This is a genomic window from Streptomyces sp. Ag109_O5-10 (genome assembly GCF_900105755.1).
In the GTDB taxonomy this organism is placed as follows: Bacteria; Actinomycetota; Actinomycetes; order Streptomycetales; family Streptomycetaceae; genus Streptomyces.
In genome coordinates, this window is record NZ_FNTQ01000001.1 from 7,389,923 (window position 1) to 7,404,630 (window position 14,708).

General features: G+C 72.2%; 16 protein-coding genes. 8 read left to right on the top strand and 8 right to left on the bottom strand.

Translation table 11 applies throughout. The annotated features are described in order from the left end of the window. Nucleotides 1-248 precede the first annotated feature (248 nt). The 3 genes from BLW82_RS33700 to BLW82_RS33710 all read right to left on the bottom strand — a co-directional run bounded on the left by BLW82_RS33700 (nt 249) and on the right by BLW82_RS33710 (nt 3,035). Nucleotides 249-998, bottom strand: a complete 750-nt coding sequence (locus BLW82_RS33700; RefSeq protein WP_093504879.1) for an SDR family NAD(P)-dependent oxidoreductase — start codon at nt 996-998, stop codon at nt 249-251. Beyond that, a complete protein-coding gene (locus tag BLW82_RS33705; protein WP_093504881.1) occupies nt 998-2,179 on the bottom strand; it encodes an acyl-CoA dehydrogenase family protein in 1,182 nt (393 codons plus the stop codon). Before BLW82_RS33705 ends, BLW82_RS33700 begins: the two co-directional genes overlap by 1 nt. Before the next feature lie 283 nt (nt 2,180-2,462). Beyond that, entirely contained in the window at nt 2,463-3,035 is a 573-nt protein-coding gene (locus tag BLW82_RS33710; protein WP_093504883.1) for a TetR/AcrR family transcriptional regulator, read from the bottom strand. A gap of 415 nt (nt 3,036-3,450) precedes the next feature. Between BLW82_RS33710 and BLW82_RS33715 the strand changes: the two genes are divergently transcribed. From BLW82_RS33715 to BLW82_RS33725, 3 genes are read left to right on the top strand one after another with little or no spacing between them, the layout of a single operon-like run. After that, complete coding sequence (locus tag BLW82_RS33715; RefSeq protein WP_093504885.1) at nt 3,451-6,903, top strand: DNA polymerase III subunit alpha; 3,453 nt, start codon at nt 3,451-3,453, stop codon at nt 6,901-6,903. After that, nucleotides 6,900-7,889, top strand: a complete 990-nt coding sequence (locus BLW82_RS33720; protein WP_093504887.1) for a DNA polymerase Y family protein — start codon at nt 6,900-6,902, stop codon at nt 7,887-7,889. The genes BLW82_RS33715 and BLW82_RS33720 overlap by 4 nt, the downstream gene beginning before the upstream one ends. Before the next feature lie 2 nt (nt 7,890-7,891). Next, the gene (locus BLW82_RS33725) at nt 7,892-8,161 is read left to right on the top strand and encodes a hypothetical protein (RefSeq protein ID WP_093504889.1); all 270 of its coding nucleotides are present in this window, start codon (nt 7,892-7,894) and stop codon (nt 8,159-8,161) included. A gap of 17 nt (nt 8,162-8,178) precedes the next feature. Here BLW82_RS33725 and BLW82_RS33730 read toward each other — a convergent pair whose 3' ends face one another. Then, nucleotides 8,179-8,553 (bottom strand): cupin domain-containing protein, encoded by a 375-nt coding sequence (locus tag BLW82_RS33730; RefSeq protein WP_093504891.1) that lies wholly within the window; start codon nt 8,551-8,553, stop codon nt 8,179-8,181. Nucleotides 8,554-8,638: 85 nt separating this feature from the next. Between BLW82_RS33730 and BLW82_RS33735 the strand changes: the two genes are divergently transcribed. The 3 genes from BLW82_RS33735 (at nt 8,639) to BLW82_RS33750 (ending at nt 10,980) form a co-directional block, all read left to right on the top strand. Continuing rightward, nucleotides 8,639-9,085, top strand: a complete 447-nt coding sequence (locus tag BLW82_RS33735; protein WP_093504893.1) for a MarR family winged helix-turn-helix transcriptional regulator — start codon at nt 8,639-8,641, stop codon at nt 9,083-9,085. A gap of 169 nt (nt 9,086-9,254) precedes the next feature. Further along, complete coding sequence (locus tag BLW82_RS33740; RefSeq protein WP_093504895.1) at nt 9,255-10,115, top strand: esterase/lipase family protein; 861 nt, start codon at nt 9,255-9,257, stop codon at nt 10,113-10,115. Between the two features lie 415 nt (nt 10,116-10,530). After that, nucleotides 10,531-10,980, top strand: a complete 450-nt coding sequence (locus BLW82_RS33750; RefSeq protein ID WP_093504899.1) for a GNAT family N-acetyltransferase — start codon at nt 10,531-10,533, stop codon at nt 10,978-10,980. A 22-nt stretch (nt 10,981-11,002) separates the two neighbouring features. On the opposite strand, the gene BLW82_RS45770 is transcribed toward BLW82_RS33750, so the two are convergent. Continuing rightward, on the bottom strand, nt 11,003-11,137 hold the full coding sequence (locus BLW82_RS45770; RefSeq protein WP_089102986.1) for a hypothetical protein: 135 nt from the start codon (nt 11,135-11,137) through the stop codon (nt 11,003-11,005). A 135-nt stretch (nt 11,138-11,272) separates the two neighbouring features. Between BLW82_RS45770 and BLW82_RS33760 the strand changes: the two genes are divergently transcribed. Further along, nucleotides 11,273-11,887 carry a class I SAM-dependent methyltransferase gene (locus BLW82_RS33760; protein ID WP_093504901.1) on the top strand — a complete coding sequence of 205 codons (615 nt, stop codon included), beginning with the start codon at nt 11,273-11,275 and terminating at the stop codon, nt 11,885-11,887. Nucleotides 11,888-11,922: 35 nt separating this feature from the next. On the opposite strand, the gene BLW82_RS33765 is transcribed toward BLW82_RS33760, so the two are convergent. Together BLW82_RS33765 and BLW82_RS33770 are read right to left on the bottom strand one after the other, a co-directional pair. Then, on the bottom strand, nt 11,923-12,423 hold the full coding sequence (locus BLW82_RS33765; protein ID WP_093504903.1) for a ribonuclease FAU-1 family protein: 501 nt from the start codon (nt 12,421-12,423) through the stop codon (nt 11,923-11,925). Next, nucleotides 12,404-13,333, bottom strand: a complete 930-nt coding sequence (locus BLW82_RS33770) for a GNAT family N-acetyltransferase (RefSeq protein ID WP_093508417.1) — start codon at nt 13,331-13,333, stop codon at nt 12,404-12,406. The genes BLW82_RS33765 and BLW82_RS33770 overlap by 20 nt, the downstream gene beginning before the upstream one ends. A gap of 69 nt (nt 13,334-13,402) precedes the next feature. Here BLW82_RS33770 and BLW82_RS33775 point away from each other — a divergent pair, with 69 nt between their 5' ends. After that, entirely contained in the window at nt 13,403-13,774 is a 372-nt protein-coding gene (locus BLW82_RS33775; RefSeq protein ID WP_177233161.1) for a GntR family transcriptional regulator, read from the top strand. Nucleotides 13,775-13,925: 151 nt separating this feature from the next. Here BLW82_RS33775 and BLW82_RS33780 read toward each other — a convergent pair whose 3' ends face one another. Beyond that, nucleotides 13,926-14,696, bottom strand: a complete 771-nt coding sequence (locus BLW82_RS33780) for a DUF72 domain-containing protein (RefSeq protein ID WP_093504907.1) — start codon at nt 14,694-14,696, stop codon at nt 13,926-13,928. Between the last annotated feature and the right edge of the window lie 12 nt (nt 14,697-14,708).

The window sequence follows — 14,708 nt, forward strand, 5'->3', positions numbered from 1 at the left end:
GGCGAGGCCCTGCCCCCCAAGGGGGCAGGGCCTTTCGCCATGTCATGTCATGTCATGTCCCGTCGGGCGGGATCCGCGTCCCGGTCGGTGCCTCGCCCTGGCCTTCGCCCTCCGCCGTGACCGCGGTGCCGATGCGCAGCAGTGCCACCGGTCGAGGGTCTTCGGACGGCGGCGGGAAACGGTGGACGGCGTCCGGGCCCGCTTCGAGGACGGACAGGACGGCGCCCGCGCGGGAGCCGCGCCCGGGGTCAGCGCGGCGCCATCCGGAGCGCCCCGTCCATGCGGATGGTCTCGCCGTTGAGGTAGTCGTGCTCGATGATCGCCAGCGCGAGCCGGGCGTACTCCTCGGGCCGGGCGAGACGCTGCGGGAAGGGCACGCTCGCGGCCAGTCCGGCGCGGAACTCGTCGGAGACGGTGGCGAGCATCGGGGTCTCCACGATGCCGGGCGCGATGGTGCACACCCTGATGCCGTACTGGGCGAGGTCACGGGCGGCCGGCAGGGTCAGCCCGACGATGCCGCCCTTGGAGGAGGCATACGCGGCCTGCCCGACCTGGCCCTCGTACGCGGCGATGGAGGCGGTGTTGACGACCACCCCGCGCTGGCCGTGCTCGTCGGCCTCGGTCCGCGCGATGGCCTCGGCGGCGAGTGCGAGGACGTTGAAGGTGCCGATGAGGTTGACCTGCACGACCTTGGCGTACAGGGCCAGGTCGTGCACGCCCTTCTTGCCGAGGATCCGCATCGAGGGGGCGATGCCGGCGCAGTTGACGACGGTGCGCAGGGGCGCCCCGCAGGAGGCCGCCGTGGCCACGGCCGCCTCCACCGCGGCGCCGTCGGTGATGTCGGTCGTGAGGTAGGTGATGTCCTCGCCGTCCGCGGAGCCGGCCGCGAGGTCCAGGACGAAGACGCGGGCACCCTGCTTGGCGAGGGCCGCCGCGGTCGCCGCGCCGAGGCCGGACGCTCCGCCGGTGACGATCGCGGCGGTGTTGTCGATGCGCATCAGTTCTCCCCGTTCCGCACCCTGAGGGTGCCGCGGTCGTGCTGCTTCAGCGCCCGGCCGATGATCAGACGCTGGATCTGGTTGGTGCCCTCGAAGATTTGCATGACCTTGGCCTCGCGCATGTAACGCTCGACCGGGAAGTCGCGGGTGTAGCCGTAGCCGCCCAGCACCTGGACCGCGTCGGTGGTGACCTTCATGGCGTTGTCGGTGGCCACCAGCTTGGCGATGGACGCCTCGCTGCCGAACGGCAGACCCTGGTCCTTGAGCCGTGCCGCGGCGAGCGTGGTGGCGCGCGCGGACTGGACCGCCGCGGCCATGTCCGCGAGGACGAAGGCCAGGCCCTGGTGGTCGATGATGGCCCGGCCGAACGTCTCCCGTTCCCGCGCGTAGTTCACGGCGTGGTCCAGTGCGCCCTGGGCCAGGCCGACCGCCACCGCCGCGATACCGAGCCGTCCGCAGTCCAGCGAGGCCAGGGCGATGGCGAGCCCCTGGCCCTCCGCGCCGAGCCGGCGGCCGGCCGGGACGCGCACGTCCGTCAGCCGGACGGTGGCGGTGGCCGAACCGGTCAGGCCCATCTTCCGCTCGGGAGGATCGGCGCTCACGCCGGGGGTGTCGGCGGGCACGAGGAAGCACGAGATGCCGTGCGAGCCGTCGTCGGAGGTGCGCGCCATGACCGTGTAGAAGTCCGCGTGGCCGGCGTGCGTGGTCCATGCCTTCGCGCCGTTGAGCACGTAGTCGTCGCCGTCCCGCACGGCCCGGGTGCGCAGCGCCCCGGGGTCGGAACCGGCGTGCGCCTCGGACAGGCAGTAGGCGCCGAGCAGGTCGCCGCCGAGCATCCGGGGCAGCCACTCCCGCTTCTGCTCCGCGGTGCCGAAGGCGGCGAGGCCGTAGCAGGACAGCGCGTGCACCGAGACGCCGACCGCGACGCTGGACCACACGGTCGCGATCTCTTCGAGGACCTGCAGGTAGATCTCGTACGGCTGGCCACCGCCGCCGTGCTCCTCGGGGTAGGGCAGGCTCAGCAGGCCGGCCCGGCCGAGGGTGCGGAAGACCTCGCGGGGGAACCGTTCCTCGGCCTCGGCGTCGCCGACGCGTGGCGCCAGTTCCTTCTCGGCCAGCTCACGGGTCAGGCCGATCAGGTCGACGGCCTCGGCTGAGGGGAGCGTTCGGGTAGCGGGCATGGCAGTCCCCTGGATGTGAACACCGCGAAGTATTGATACGGAAAACAGTACTACCGTATCGATCGGTGTACGGCAAAGCCATGCTTCCCGGCGACTGATCCGTTGGTCCCCTCGCGGGTGTGCGCGTTCGCGAGCCGGCCGATCCCGGAGGCGACGTGGTGCGGGTCGCATGAGCCCGCCGGCGCGGGCTCCCGGGTGCGACCTCGACTGCATCCCGGGGTGCCCGGCGCCGACGCCGAGGAGGTGCTGTGCGACTGGGGCGTCCGGCCGTGGCCGGCCCCGCTCAGGGCGAGACCGCGTGGACGATGAGCGAGGCCAGCTCGGCGTACGCCTCGGAGTCGGTCAGCCCGGTGCGGGTGGAGATCTCGCCCCGCTGGATCTCCTGCATGGTGGCGGCGACGACCTCGCCCACGAACGCCGCGTGGACGTCCCGGAAGGCGCCGGCCGCGACGCCCTCCGTGATGAGCTGCCTCAGCCGGCCCGCGGCGATGCGCGTATTGGCCTCGTACACCTCGCGGGCGGGCTCGAAAGCGGCCATGTCGTCGAGGAACTGCCGGGAAAGCGGCTTGAGTTCCGCGGCGACGGCGTTCAGATAGACCACCACCCGGTCCGACGGCTCGGAGACGATCGCCACCTGCTTCTCGACGGACTTGGTGGCCTCCCGGAAGTAGTGCTTGACCGCTTCCCGGACCAGTTCCTGCCTGCTGTCGGCCAGTTGGTACAACGTCGTCTTCGAGCACCGCAGCCGCTCGGTCAGCTCGTCCAGGGTGAACGACGCGAAGCCCTCAGCCGTCAGCAGCGCGACCAGACGCTCCAGCAGATCGGTCTGGCGCGCGGTACGGCGGGAGGCAGGCATGGCCTCAGCGTAACTGCTCCCCTTTGCGGGCGGTGGCCGCGCCGGAGCGGCTCGGACGGGGCGGTAGGTCACGGCGGAGGCGGCGACAGGTGCCGGGAAGTCCGCGCGGTGCGCGGCGGCGCCGACCGGTTCCCCGGGGTGGCCCGGCGCTCCTGCCCGCGTGACGTTCCCCCTGTCGTGCCGTCCGTGTCGCGTGCGGGAGGCCATGGGCACGCACCGCCGGCCCTCTCCGGCCGACGCTGTCGCCTCGCCCTCCGGCCGGCGCTGTCGCCTCACCGAAGAATCGCTGATGTGTTCGAATGTGAGCTCCCCGCGGGTCGTCGTCCGAGGCTGGTGGGGTTAGAGTAATCGAACGCGAGTACGATGAACATATCGGGTGTATGTCCGAAAAGGGGTGGAGTGATGGAGGTGCGGCATGACGGGCTTCGCCCATCTGCACGTCGCGTCCGGTTACTCCGCCCGCTACGGCGCCTCCCAGCCCGAACGGCTCGTCCAGCGGGCGGCGGAGCGGGGTATGTCCGCGCTCGCGCTCACCGACCGGGACACGGTCACCGGAACTGTTCGATTCGCGCAGGCGTGTGCGAAGGAGGGGGTCCGGCCGGTCTTCGGCATCGACCTCGCGGTCGAGGCCTTGGCACCCCCGCCGCCCGCCCCGCGGCGCCGCACCCCGGCGCGCGGCGGCGCGCACGTGATCGAGCCGCCGCTGCGGTTCGTGCTGCTCGCCCAGGACCGGGCGGGCTGGGCCCGGCTGTGCCGGATCACCTCGGCCGCCCATGTCGGCGCCGTGTCCGGCACACCGCCGGTGGTGCCGTGGGAGGCGCTGCGCGAGTACGGCGGCCCCGGCCTGACCGTGCTGCTCGGGCCGCTCTCGGAGCCGGTACGGGCACTGTCGGTGGGCCGGGAGGACGTGGCGGTGAAGCTGCTGGCGCCCTGGCAGGAGATCTTCGGGAGGGATGTTCGATTGGAAGCCGCCGCGCAGAAACGTTCCGGCACGGGTCCGGGATCCCTCCGCCTGGCCGCCCGCACCCTCGCCCTGGCCGACCGCACCGGCACCACCGCCGTCCTCTCCAACGCCGTCCGCTACGCCGACCCCGAACAGCACCGCCTCGCCGACGTCCTGGACGCCGCCCGGCTGCTCAGGCCGATCGACCGGCGCCGGCTGGACAGCGGACAGCGCTGGCTCAGGGACGAGAGAGGGATGGCGGCCGTCGCCCGCATGATCACCGACTGCGCCGGAACGGACCTCCGCCGGGCCCGCCGGCTGCTGGCGGACACCGCCACCACCGCGGCCGCGTGCACCGTCGATCCGAAGGCGGACCTCGGCCTCGGCACCCCGCACCTCCCCGAGCCGGCGCTCTTCGGCGCCGAGCCCGGAGCCGGCGGCGCGGCCCGGCTGCTGCGGCAGAAGTCCGAAGCCGGCCTGGCCCGACGCGGCCTGGACCGTGACCGCGCGGCACTTGACCGGCTGGACGAGGAACTCGCCGTCATCTCCCACTGGAACTACGACGCGTACTTCCTCGCCGTGGCCCAGGTCGTCGCCGACGTCCGGGCCAGGGGCATCCGGGTCGCGGCCCGCGGCTCCGGTGCCGGTTCGCTGGTCTGCCACGCCCTGGACATCGCCACCGCCAACCCGCTCGACCACAGCCTGCTGTTCGAACGCTTCCTCAGCAGGCGCCGGGAGTCACTGCCCGACATCGACATCGACGTGGAGTCCGCCCGCCGCCTGGAGTGCTACGACACGATCTTCGAACGCTTCGGCAAGGAGCGGGTGGCGGTCACCGCGATGCCCGAGACCTACCGGGCGCGCCGGGCGCTTCGTGACACCGGTCTTGCGCTGGGGATCGCACCCGCTGACGTGGACCGGATCGCCAAGAGCTTCCCGCACCTGCGCGCCTGCGACATCACCAGCGCCCTCGCCGAACTGCCCGAACTACGGCAACTGGCCGCCGAGGCCCCCCGCTACGGACCGTTGTGGGAGCTGGCCGAGGGGCTCGACTCCCTCGTCCACGGCATGGCCATGCACCCCTGCGGCGTGGTCATCAGCGACGCCACCCTCCTGGACCGCCTGCCGGTGCAGCCCACCCCGCAGGGCGACTACCCCATGGCCATGGCAGCGAAGGAGGAGATCGAGGCGCTGGGCAACATCAAACTCGACGTCCTGGGCGTCCGGATGCAGTCCGCGATGGCCCACGCCGTCACCGAGATCGAACGCACCACCGGCAACCACATCGACCTGGACGACTCCGAACAGGTGCCGCTGGACGACGTCTTCGCCTTCAAACTCATCCAGGCCAGTCAGACGCTGGGCCTGTTCCAGCTGGAGTCGCCCGGTCAGCAGGACCTGCTGTCCCGACTCCAGCCTCGTGACGTGCAGGACGTCATCGCCGACATTAGCCTCTTCCGTCCCGGCCCGGTCGCGGGCGGCATGCCCGAGCGGTACATCGCCGCCCGGCACGGCGGCGCACCCGCCTACGCCCACCCGGACCTGGAGCCGGTGCTCTCCGACACCTACGGTGTGACCATCTGGCACGAGCAGATCATCGAGACGCTGCGGGTGCTGACCGGCTGCGACCGGGCCTTCGGGGAGATCACCCGGCGGGCGCTCGGCGACAAGGACCAACTGCCCAGGATCAGGGACTGGTTCCACGAGCGGGCCGTTGCGCGTGGCTACAGCGCGGCCGTGCGGGACGAGGTGTGGAAGACCGTCGAGGCCTTCGGCGCGTACGGCTTCTGCCGGGCCCACGCGGTCGCCTTCGCCGTGCCCGCCCTGCAGAGTGCCTGGCTCAAGGCGCACTACCCGGCGTTCCTGCTGGCCGGCCTCCTCGAACACGACCCCGGCATGTGGCCCAAGCGGGTCCTGGTCGCCGACGCCCGCCGGGGCGGGGTTCCCGTCCTGCCCGTCGACATCAACAACTCTCGCGTGCAGCACACCGTGGAGAAAGCCGACGGAGACCGGTGGGGCGTACGCCTCGCGCTGTCCGGGGTGCGCGGCATCAGCGAGGCGGAGTGCGCGCGGATCGAGGCGGGGCAGCCGTACGGATCGCTGTCCGACTTCTGGCAGCGGGCCCACCCCAGCAGGCCGGTCGCCGAACGCCTCGCCGAGATCGGCGCCCTGGACGGTCTGCACGACGGCCGCCTCACCCGCCGCGACCTGCTGCTCCAGATCGCCGAACTCCATCGCCAGTCCCACCACCGGACCGCTGGTGCCGGCCAACTGCCCATCACCGCGGAGGCCGTCGGCGGGGCGGAGCCGAGCGGGCTGCCGGAGATGACCGGTCGCGAGGCCCTGAGCGCCGAGCTGAGCACGCTCGGCATCGACGTCTCCCGGCACCTGATGGAGCACCACCACCGGCTGCTCCGCGAGATCGGCGCGACCGACGCGGCGCACCTGGCCGGGATGCGGGCCGGTCAGCAGGTTCTCGTGGCGGGGGTGCGGGCCTCCACCCAGACCCCGCCGATCGCGAGCGGCAAGCGGATCATCTTCGTCACGCTGGAGGACGGGTCCGGGCTGGTCGATCTGGCGTTCTTCGAGGACTCCCATCCGGCGTGCGCGTACACCGTGTTCCACAGCGGGCTGCTGCTGGTGCGCGGCACGGTCCAGGTGCGCGGCACTCGTCGTACTGTCGTCGGCTCCATGGCCTGGGACCTGGACGAGATCGCCGCGGCCCGCCGCGACAACGGCCCCCAGGCCGCGCTCGCCCTGCTCGGCGCCGACCGCCCGCACCCGACCCCTGCTCAGCCGCACCGCACCCTGGCCGACGGCACCGCGGGCGCCCGCCTGCACCCGTACGCCGACCTCCAGCCCGCCGGCACCCGCTCGGCCGACCTGAAGAAGTTCGGCCACCGAAGCCCCGGGAGCGCCGGATGAGCGGGACCGGTACGCGGCAGCGGCACATCGCCCACCTCCACCTGCACGCCAGGCTGACGGAGGATCAGTACGCCCATATAATCGAACTGGTGTCTGGTATCACGCCGCATGTCCAGGCCGTCCCGCCCAACGCCGTCCAACTCGACCTGACGTCGGCGCTCCGGTACTTCGGCCTGTCCCCCTACGACACGGTCCAGATGGCGTTGATGAGGCTGAAAGGCCTGTACGGCATCGACACCAGCGCCGGGCTCGCGGGCAACCGCATGCTCGCGGCGATGGCGGCCGACGCATCCGCGCCGGGCGAGACCACCTGGGTTCCCGCCGCCGGCGCGGCCGACTGGCTGTATCCCCGGCCGGTCACCGCTCTTCCGGGGGTCGGCCGGGTCGCGGCGGAGAAGCTCGGCAGATACGGCCTGCACACCATCGGGCAGATCGTCGACCTGCCCCCGGGGACCCTGCAGCGGCTTCTCGGTGCGGGCCCCGCCCGGCTGCTGGCCGAGCGCGCCCGCGGCCGCGACCCCCGGCCGGTCGTCCCCTCGGAACCGGTGGCGCATCTGGCCGCCGACCTCGTGCTGGAGCGGGACTCCCTCGACCCTGCCCAGCACCATCGGGCGGTCCTGGGACTCGCCGACCGGATCGGCCAACGACTGCGTGGCGAGAGCCAGGTCGCCGAGCGGCTCACCCTCACCGCGCGGTACGCCGACCGCAGCTCCACCACCCGCACGCGTCCCCTGCCGGAACCCACCGGCCACTCGCCGGCCCTCGCCGCGACGGCCCTGGCGCTGCTGGCCTCCCTCGGGCTGCAGCGCGCACGGGTCCGCGCCTTCGCGATCCGCGCCGACGGGCTGCGGCCGGCCGACGGTGCCTACCGGCAGCTCTCCCTGGACCCCGGCGACGCCCGCGCCTACGCCGCCGAAGCCGCCGCGGACCGCGCCCGCCGCCGCTTCGGGGCCGGAGCCGTACGGCCGGCCGCCCTGGCGAACTGACAGTGGAGCCGACCGAGAAGTTCTGGCTCGACACGGGTATCGACGGCTTCGTGCGGGACGTGGGTACGACCGGCACCCGCCGGCCGAATGCCGCGATCGACCTCCCCGGGACCTGTACAGGACGTCACCGTGGACCTGACCGGCACGGCACGCACCAGACGTCCGAGGACCTCTGCAAGGAAGGCGAAGCGGACCCGGTCGACGGTGACGCGTACACCGTCAGCCCGCCGGCGTACGGCTTCCGGATTGTTGAGGTGAATCGTCACCGCTGACATCGGTCACCGGTACGTCAGTTGGCCCACGGCGGCACGATGCGGCTGCCGTCGGCCAGCTCGGCCTCCAGGCCGACGGACGTGGTGACCCAGGTGAGCGCGGTGTGGTCGGTCGGGTTCTCGACGGTGAGGGTGGCCCCAGGGTTGACGATGACGGTGTCGCCGGCCCGGACGCGCTCGGTGCGGCCGTCGACGGTGACCAGGAGCTCGCCGACCAGCAGGTGGAGGATCTCCTCCCGGTTGACGGTGTGGGCGGGCGCCTTGGTCCCGGCCGGTATCTCCCCGCGCCAGGCGCACAGTTCCTTGCTGCCGGTGCGGGGAGTGGCGTACGAGACGAAGCGGGCGCCGTGGATCTCGTGGGTGGTGGCCTCGGCGGAGCGGACTACGGGCACGGGGGCCTCCTGGCGAAGTGGTCAAGTGCATTGACTATATGGTCAAGTTGCTTGACCAGTCTGTCAAGGGTGTTTCAATTCCTCCGTGCAGAACTCCGAGGCCATGGCCCTGTCCGCAGCCCTGCTCGCCGCAGCCGGTGAACTGACCCAGCGCATCAACGACGGGGTCGTCGCCCGCGGTTTCGAGGGGGTGCGGCCCGCCCATGGCTTCGCCTTCTCCCGGCTCGCCCCGGACGGGGCCACCGTCACCGAACTCGCCGCGCACCTCGGGGTGACCAAGCAGGCGGCAAGTCAGCTCGTCGACGACATCGTGCGCAAGGGGTATGCCGAGCGCCGGCCGCACCCCGGCGACGCGCGGGCGCGGCTGATCGTGCTCACCGAACGGGGGTGGGCGTGCACGCGGGCCGCGGAGGAGGCGGCCGCGGAGGTCGTCCGGGGCTGGAGTGACGTGCTGGGGGAGGGTGGAGTGCGCGTGTTGCGGGACTCTTTGGGGCGTATCGCGCCCTATGGTCCCCTCAGGCCCAGCTGGTGACACCCCATCAGGCGACTCCGTGCGACCGGTTACTCGGAAGTTTTACCGACGCGTAACTTCACGCTTGCACTACTCGTCCGTAACTTGATGAGTGAACAGCATCCTTCGTGATCCGGATCACAGGGCGTAAGGCCGTCGTAACTCCCTTGAGCCGCAAGGAGATCACCCGATGCTGCCCTGGAAACGAGTGTTCAGACCCCTGACCGCGCTGCTCCTCGCCGCCGCCGTCGCCACCGTTCCCGCCGCCACCGCCCACGCCTCCAGTGCCCCCACCACCGGCTGGAACGACTACTCCTGCCGCCCCTCCGCCGCCCACCCCCGCCCGGTGATCCTGGTCCACGGCACCCTCGGCAACTCCGTCGACAACTGGCTCTCCCTCGCCCCGTACCTGGAGGACCGCGGCTACTGCGTGTTCTCCCTCGACTACGGCCAGCTGACCGGCGTCCCCGTCTTCTACGGCCTCGGCCCCATCGACCAGTCGGCAGAGCAGCTCTCCGCCTTCGTAGACAAAGTGCTCACCGCGACCGGCGCCGCCAAGGCCGACCTCGTCGGGCACTCCCAGGGCGGCATGATGCCCCGCTACTACCTGAAGTTCCTCGGCGGCTCCGCCAAGGTGAACGCCCTCGTCGGCCTCGCCCCCGACAACCACGGCGCCACCCTCAGTGGCCTCACCAACCTGCTGCCGTACTTCCCCGGCGCCTCGGACCTGATCAAGGCCACCACCCCCGGCCTCGCCGACCAGATCCCCGGCTCCGCCTTCCTCACCAAGCTCAACGCGGGCGGCGACACCGTCCCCGGAGTGCACTACACGGTCATCGCCACCAAGTACGACGAGGTGGCCACCCCCTGGCAGAGCCAGTACCTGAGCGGCTCCGACGTCCGCAACGTCTCGCTCCAGGACCTCTGCTCGCTCGACCTCTCCGAGCACGTGGCGATCGGGCTCTTCGACCGGATCGCCTTCCACGAGGTGGCCAACGCGCTCGACCCGGCCCACGCCACCGCCACCACCTGCGCGTCGGCGTTCAGCTGAGCCGCCGCCCAACTGAACGCCGCCGGGGCCTGTCCGGCCTGAGCCGCCGGTCAGGCCCCGGAACCATGGGGGTCGGCGCCGCGGCGCCCGCCGCCGCACCGCGGGCTCGGCCGGACCGGATCCCGTGGGGGCGATCAGAAAGCTAGCCCCAAGGAGCTGTGAAATCGCCTGCTGGGGGCGGGCGACGGAGATCCTTATGGTCGCCTTAAGGGAGTGTTCGGGCTGCGCTGAGGTAGCTAGTGCCGCAACAGGCAACGTTCGCCCCGTCACGACGCCCGGCACGCACTCTCGCCGCACCAGCCGAAAGCCCAAGTACATCCAGTACGAGGACTTCCGGCCGGCACGCCGAGAGCACGCACCGGACGCCGCTCCTTGACGGGCAAACGTTGCCTGCCGCGGCACTAGCGTTCACGCCATGACGAACGACGAGATCCGGCGCGCCCGGCCCGCCGACGTACCGGCCGTGAAGGCTGTGACCGACAAGGCGTACCACCACTACATCGCGCGGATCGGAGTGGTGCCGCAGCCCATGGAGGCGGACCACATGGCGAATGTGGCCGCAGGCCGGGTGTTCGTCGTGGGGGAGCCGGTCATCGGGCTCGTCGTCATCGAGGCCCACGACGACCATCTGTTCCTCGACAGCATCGCCGTCCACCCCGACGCGCGCGGCAAGGGGGTGGGACGGCGGCTGCTGGAGTTCGTGGACGCACGCGCGCGTGCGCTCGGCCTGCCCGAGATCAGGCTCTACACGAACGCGCTGATGTGGGAGAACCAGGAGATCTACCCGAAGCACGGGTACGAAGTCGTCGAGCGGCGGGTGGAGGGGCCGTACGACCGCGTCCACTACCGCAAGCGGCTGGACTGAAGGTTCACGGCAGGACGCATGGTCAGCCGTCCGGCCACCAGGTGCGTGCGATGTCCTTTCGCACCTCAGGGCGTCCCGCGGGACGCTCGTCGGCCTCCTCGCGGATCCGGCGGCTGTCCGTCCTCTTCAGGGGCTTCTGCACGGTAGTGCGGCGCATGACTGCCTCCTTCAGTGCCTACCGGGTTCCGTGTTGTCACGGAGATAGACGCTTGTGGCGAGAGTTCCTCATCGGTGGCGGTCTGTCAGTGGTCGCAGTCACATGAGTGTCAGTGGCGGGTGTCACGCTGGGGGCATGAGGAATGAAAGTGATCGGACGGTTGCGGGGAGTGTCGACTGGGATGCCGAGGCGGCCCGGTTCGACGAGGAGCCGGATCACGGCCTCGGCGTGCCCGAGGTCCGCGCGGCCTGGACGGCGCGGCTGCGGGCGTGGCTGCCCGAGCGCCCCGCGGACGTCCTCGACCTCGGCTGCGGCACCGGCAGCCTGGCCCTCCTCGCCGCCGAGCAGGGCCACCGCGTCACCGGGGTCGACAGCTCCCCGGCGATGGTGGAGCGGGCCCGCGCCAAGCTGGCCGGCCGTGACGCGGTGTTCCTGCCCGGCGACGCGGCGGCACCGCCGGTGGGCGAGCGGCTCTTCGACGTCGTGCTCGTACGGCATGTGCTGTGGGCGCTGCCCGACCCCGCGCGCGTGCTGCGGCACTGGCGGGGCCTGCTGCGGCCCGGGGGACGGTTCGTGCTGGTGGAGGGGGTGTGGGGGACCGTGACCCCGGTCGGCGTACCCGCCGGCCGGCTCACCGCCCTGCTCGCGCCGCTCGCCGCGGACGTACGCGTGGAGCCGCTGTCCGCGGTGACGGCACTGTGGGGGAAACAGGTGGACGACGAGCGGTACGCGGTGGTGGCGACGGTGTGAGGGCGCCGGCGGGTGCCGGCGGGTGCCAGGGGGCTTCAGGCCAGCAGGGCGGCGAAATCCGGTCCCCGGGCCAGGACCTCCAGCGAGTCGAGCGCGGCCGCGGCCGCCGCCGCGGCCGCCGGATCCCGCGCCGCCAGCCCGCTCTCGGCGAACTCGTCCTCGTCCAGGCGGCGTACGTCCGTACCGTCGGCGGAGCGCCACAGGTCCAGGTCGAGGTCCTCGACGACCAGCCGGCCGCCGCTGAGCGTCGCCGGACGGGTGACGTCGCAGTACCAGCCCTTCAGCGTGCCGTCGGCGGCGCGCACCTCCTTCACCGCGTACCAGCGGTCCCGCCAGTAGAACTCGGTGAAGACATCGCCCCGTTCGAAGCGGACGAAGCCGAAGTCGCGTGGCGTGTCGCCGGCCCAGGGGGCGCGCACGGCGATCCGGGTACCGTCGTCGGCCAGCAGCTCGGCGGGGTAACGGATCTTCGTGCGGCCCGCCTTGACCAGCACGACGTCCACCGTGCCTGCCGGGTCAGCCGAGTTCGCGGACATACCTGACCTCCGTCGCGCAGATGTCGTACCCGAACCACTTGTTGATCGCGAGCATCGGGCCGTTGCCGCTGTCGTTGCCCGTGAACGCCTGCGTGAAGCCGGCGGCGCGGGCGCGGTGCAGCGAGTCGTTCTTGGCGAGCTTGGCAAGTCCCCGGCCGCGGAAGGCGCGGGCCGTGCCGGTCATGACGGTGCCGTACCGGGTGCCGCCGTCGGTGCGGGCCGCGCTGAAGGCGGCGGGGCGGCCGTCGACCAGGACCACCGAGGTCAGCTCGCGGCTGAACAGCGGGTGCCGCCAGGTCCCGTCCAGCCAGGCCCGGTAGTCGGCGAACTCCGTGTCGATGTCGCTCGGTTCGTCCCGCGTCGTCTCCGCGTCGAGGGTGAAGAGCGGGCGCGGGTCGTCGGCGAAGTCGGCGCCGGTGCGCAGCTCCACGCCGGGCGGGGGAGTCCGCAGCGGGGGGAGCGCGCCGTGCGCGAGGTCGAGCCGGAGGAAGTGCGCGGAGCGGCTCGCGGTGTAGCCGCGGCGCTCGGCGAAGGCGCGGTTGGACGGGGCGTCAAGGACCCAGGCGTACGAGGTGCTCGCGCCGACGGCCGACAGGTGCGCCTCCGCCGTACGGGCCAGGAGGGTGCCGGCGCCCCGGCCGGTGCGCTCCGGATGCACGTACACGTTGGCGAAGCCCTGGCCCGGCTCCGTGCTCTCGTGGGCGAGGCCGACCTGGGCGGTGCCGACGACCTCGCCGTCCTCCTCGGCGACCAGTTGGCGGAAGCGGGCGTCGGGGTGGGTGTGCGTGAGGTCGTGGACCAGGGACTCCGGGGTGAACAGCATGAAGGGGAGGGAGAGCTGCCGGACCCGGGCGAAGCCCTCGGCGTCGGACCGGACGTCGGGGCGCAGGTCACGCACGATCACTGTCATGGGGCGCACGCTATGCGGGACGTGTGCGGGATGCCTCTCATTTTCCCGTGGGTACGGGAGAATCGGGCCGTGACCTTGAAGATCCACATCGATGACAGCGCGCCGCCGTACGAGCAGGTGCGGGCGCAGATCTCCGAGCAGGCGCGGGGCGGGGTGCTGCCGGTGGGGTACCGGCTGCCGACGGTGCGGGGGCTGGCCGAGTCGCTGGGCCTGGCGGTGAACACGGTGGCCAAGGCGTACCGGGCCCTGGAGACCGACGGGGTGATCGAGACGCGCGGGCGCAACGGCACGTTCGTCGCCGCGGCGGGCTCGGCCGCCGAGCGCGAGGCGTCGCTGGCCGCCCAGGCCTACGCCGAGCGGACGCGGCGGCTGGGGCTGGCCGAGAAGGAGGCACTGGCCGCGGTACGGGACGCGCTGCGGGCGGCGTACGGGGAGGACTGAGGGCGGCTCGGCACCGCCGGGATGCGCCGTCGTGGCTGGTCGTCGCTGCGGCGTCGAGGAGTGAAACCCACCCCGCCGCGGCGGCGACCAGCCACGACGGCGGCATTCGGCGGTGCCGTACTCCGCTCGGCCCGGGACGGGAACCACGGTGTCACCCGGCGGTGCTCAGCTCCGGTGTCCTCGTCACCGTCAGTCCCGCCCGTTGCGCCGCCCTCCCGAAGGCCACCGCGTCCCGTACCGCCGCTCCGCCCGGGTCGTTGTTGAAGTACGTGTAGACGTCGGGGTTCTCGGGGTACGCCGTGGCGATGCGGTCGACCCACGTCTCCAGGGAGCGGCGGCCGTAGCGCGGCCAGGGGGTGGCCCGGCCCTCGTGGAAGCGGACGTAGGCCCAGTCGGCGGTGCGCCAGAGCGGGGTCATGGGGTGGGCCTGGACGTCGGCCCAGCACAGGGCCGCGCCCCGGGACTCCAGGACCTCGCGGGTCTGCCGCGTCCACCAGGAGTCGTGCCGGGGTTCCACCGCGACGCGGACCCCGCGGGGGAAACAGGCCAGGCAGGCGTCCAGCAGCGGCGGGTCCGCCCGGAGCGTCGGCGGGAGCTGGAGGAGGACCGGGCCCAGCCGGTCGCCGAGGCCCGCCGCGTGGGTCATCAGCCGGTCGACCGGCTCCTGCGGCTCCTTGAGGCGTTTGATGTGCGTGAGATAGCGGCTCGCCTTGACCGCGATCACGAAGTCCGGCGGGACCCGGTCCCGCCAGGACTCGAAGTTCTCCCGGGTCGGGAGGCGGTAGAAGGCGTTGTTCAGCTCGACGGTGGTGAAGTGCTCCGCGTACTCCTCCAGCCACGCACGCACGGGCACGTCGGCCGGGTACAGGACGCCCCGCCAGTCCCGGTACTGCCAGCCCGACGTTCCGATGAAGAAGGGCATACCTCCATCAAA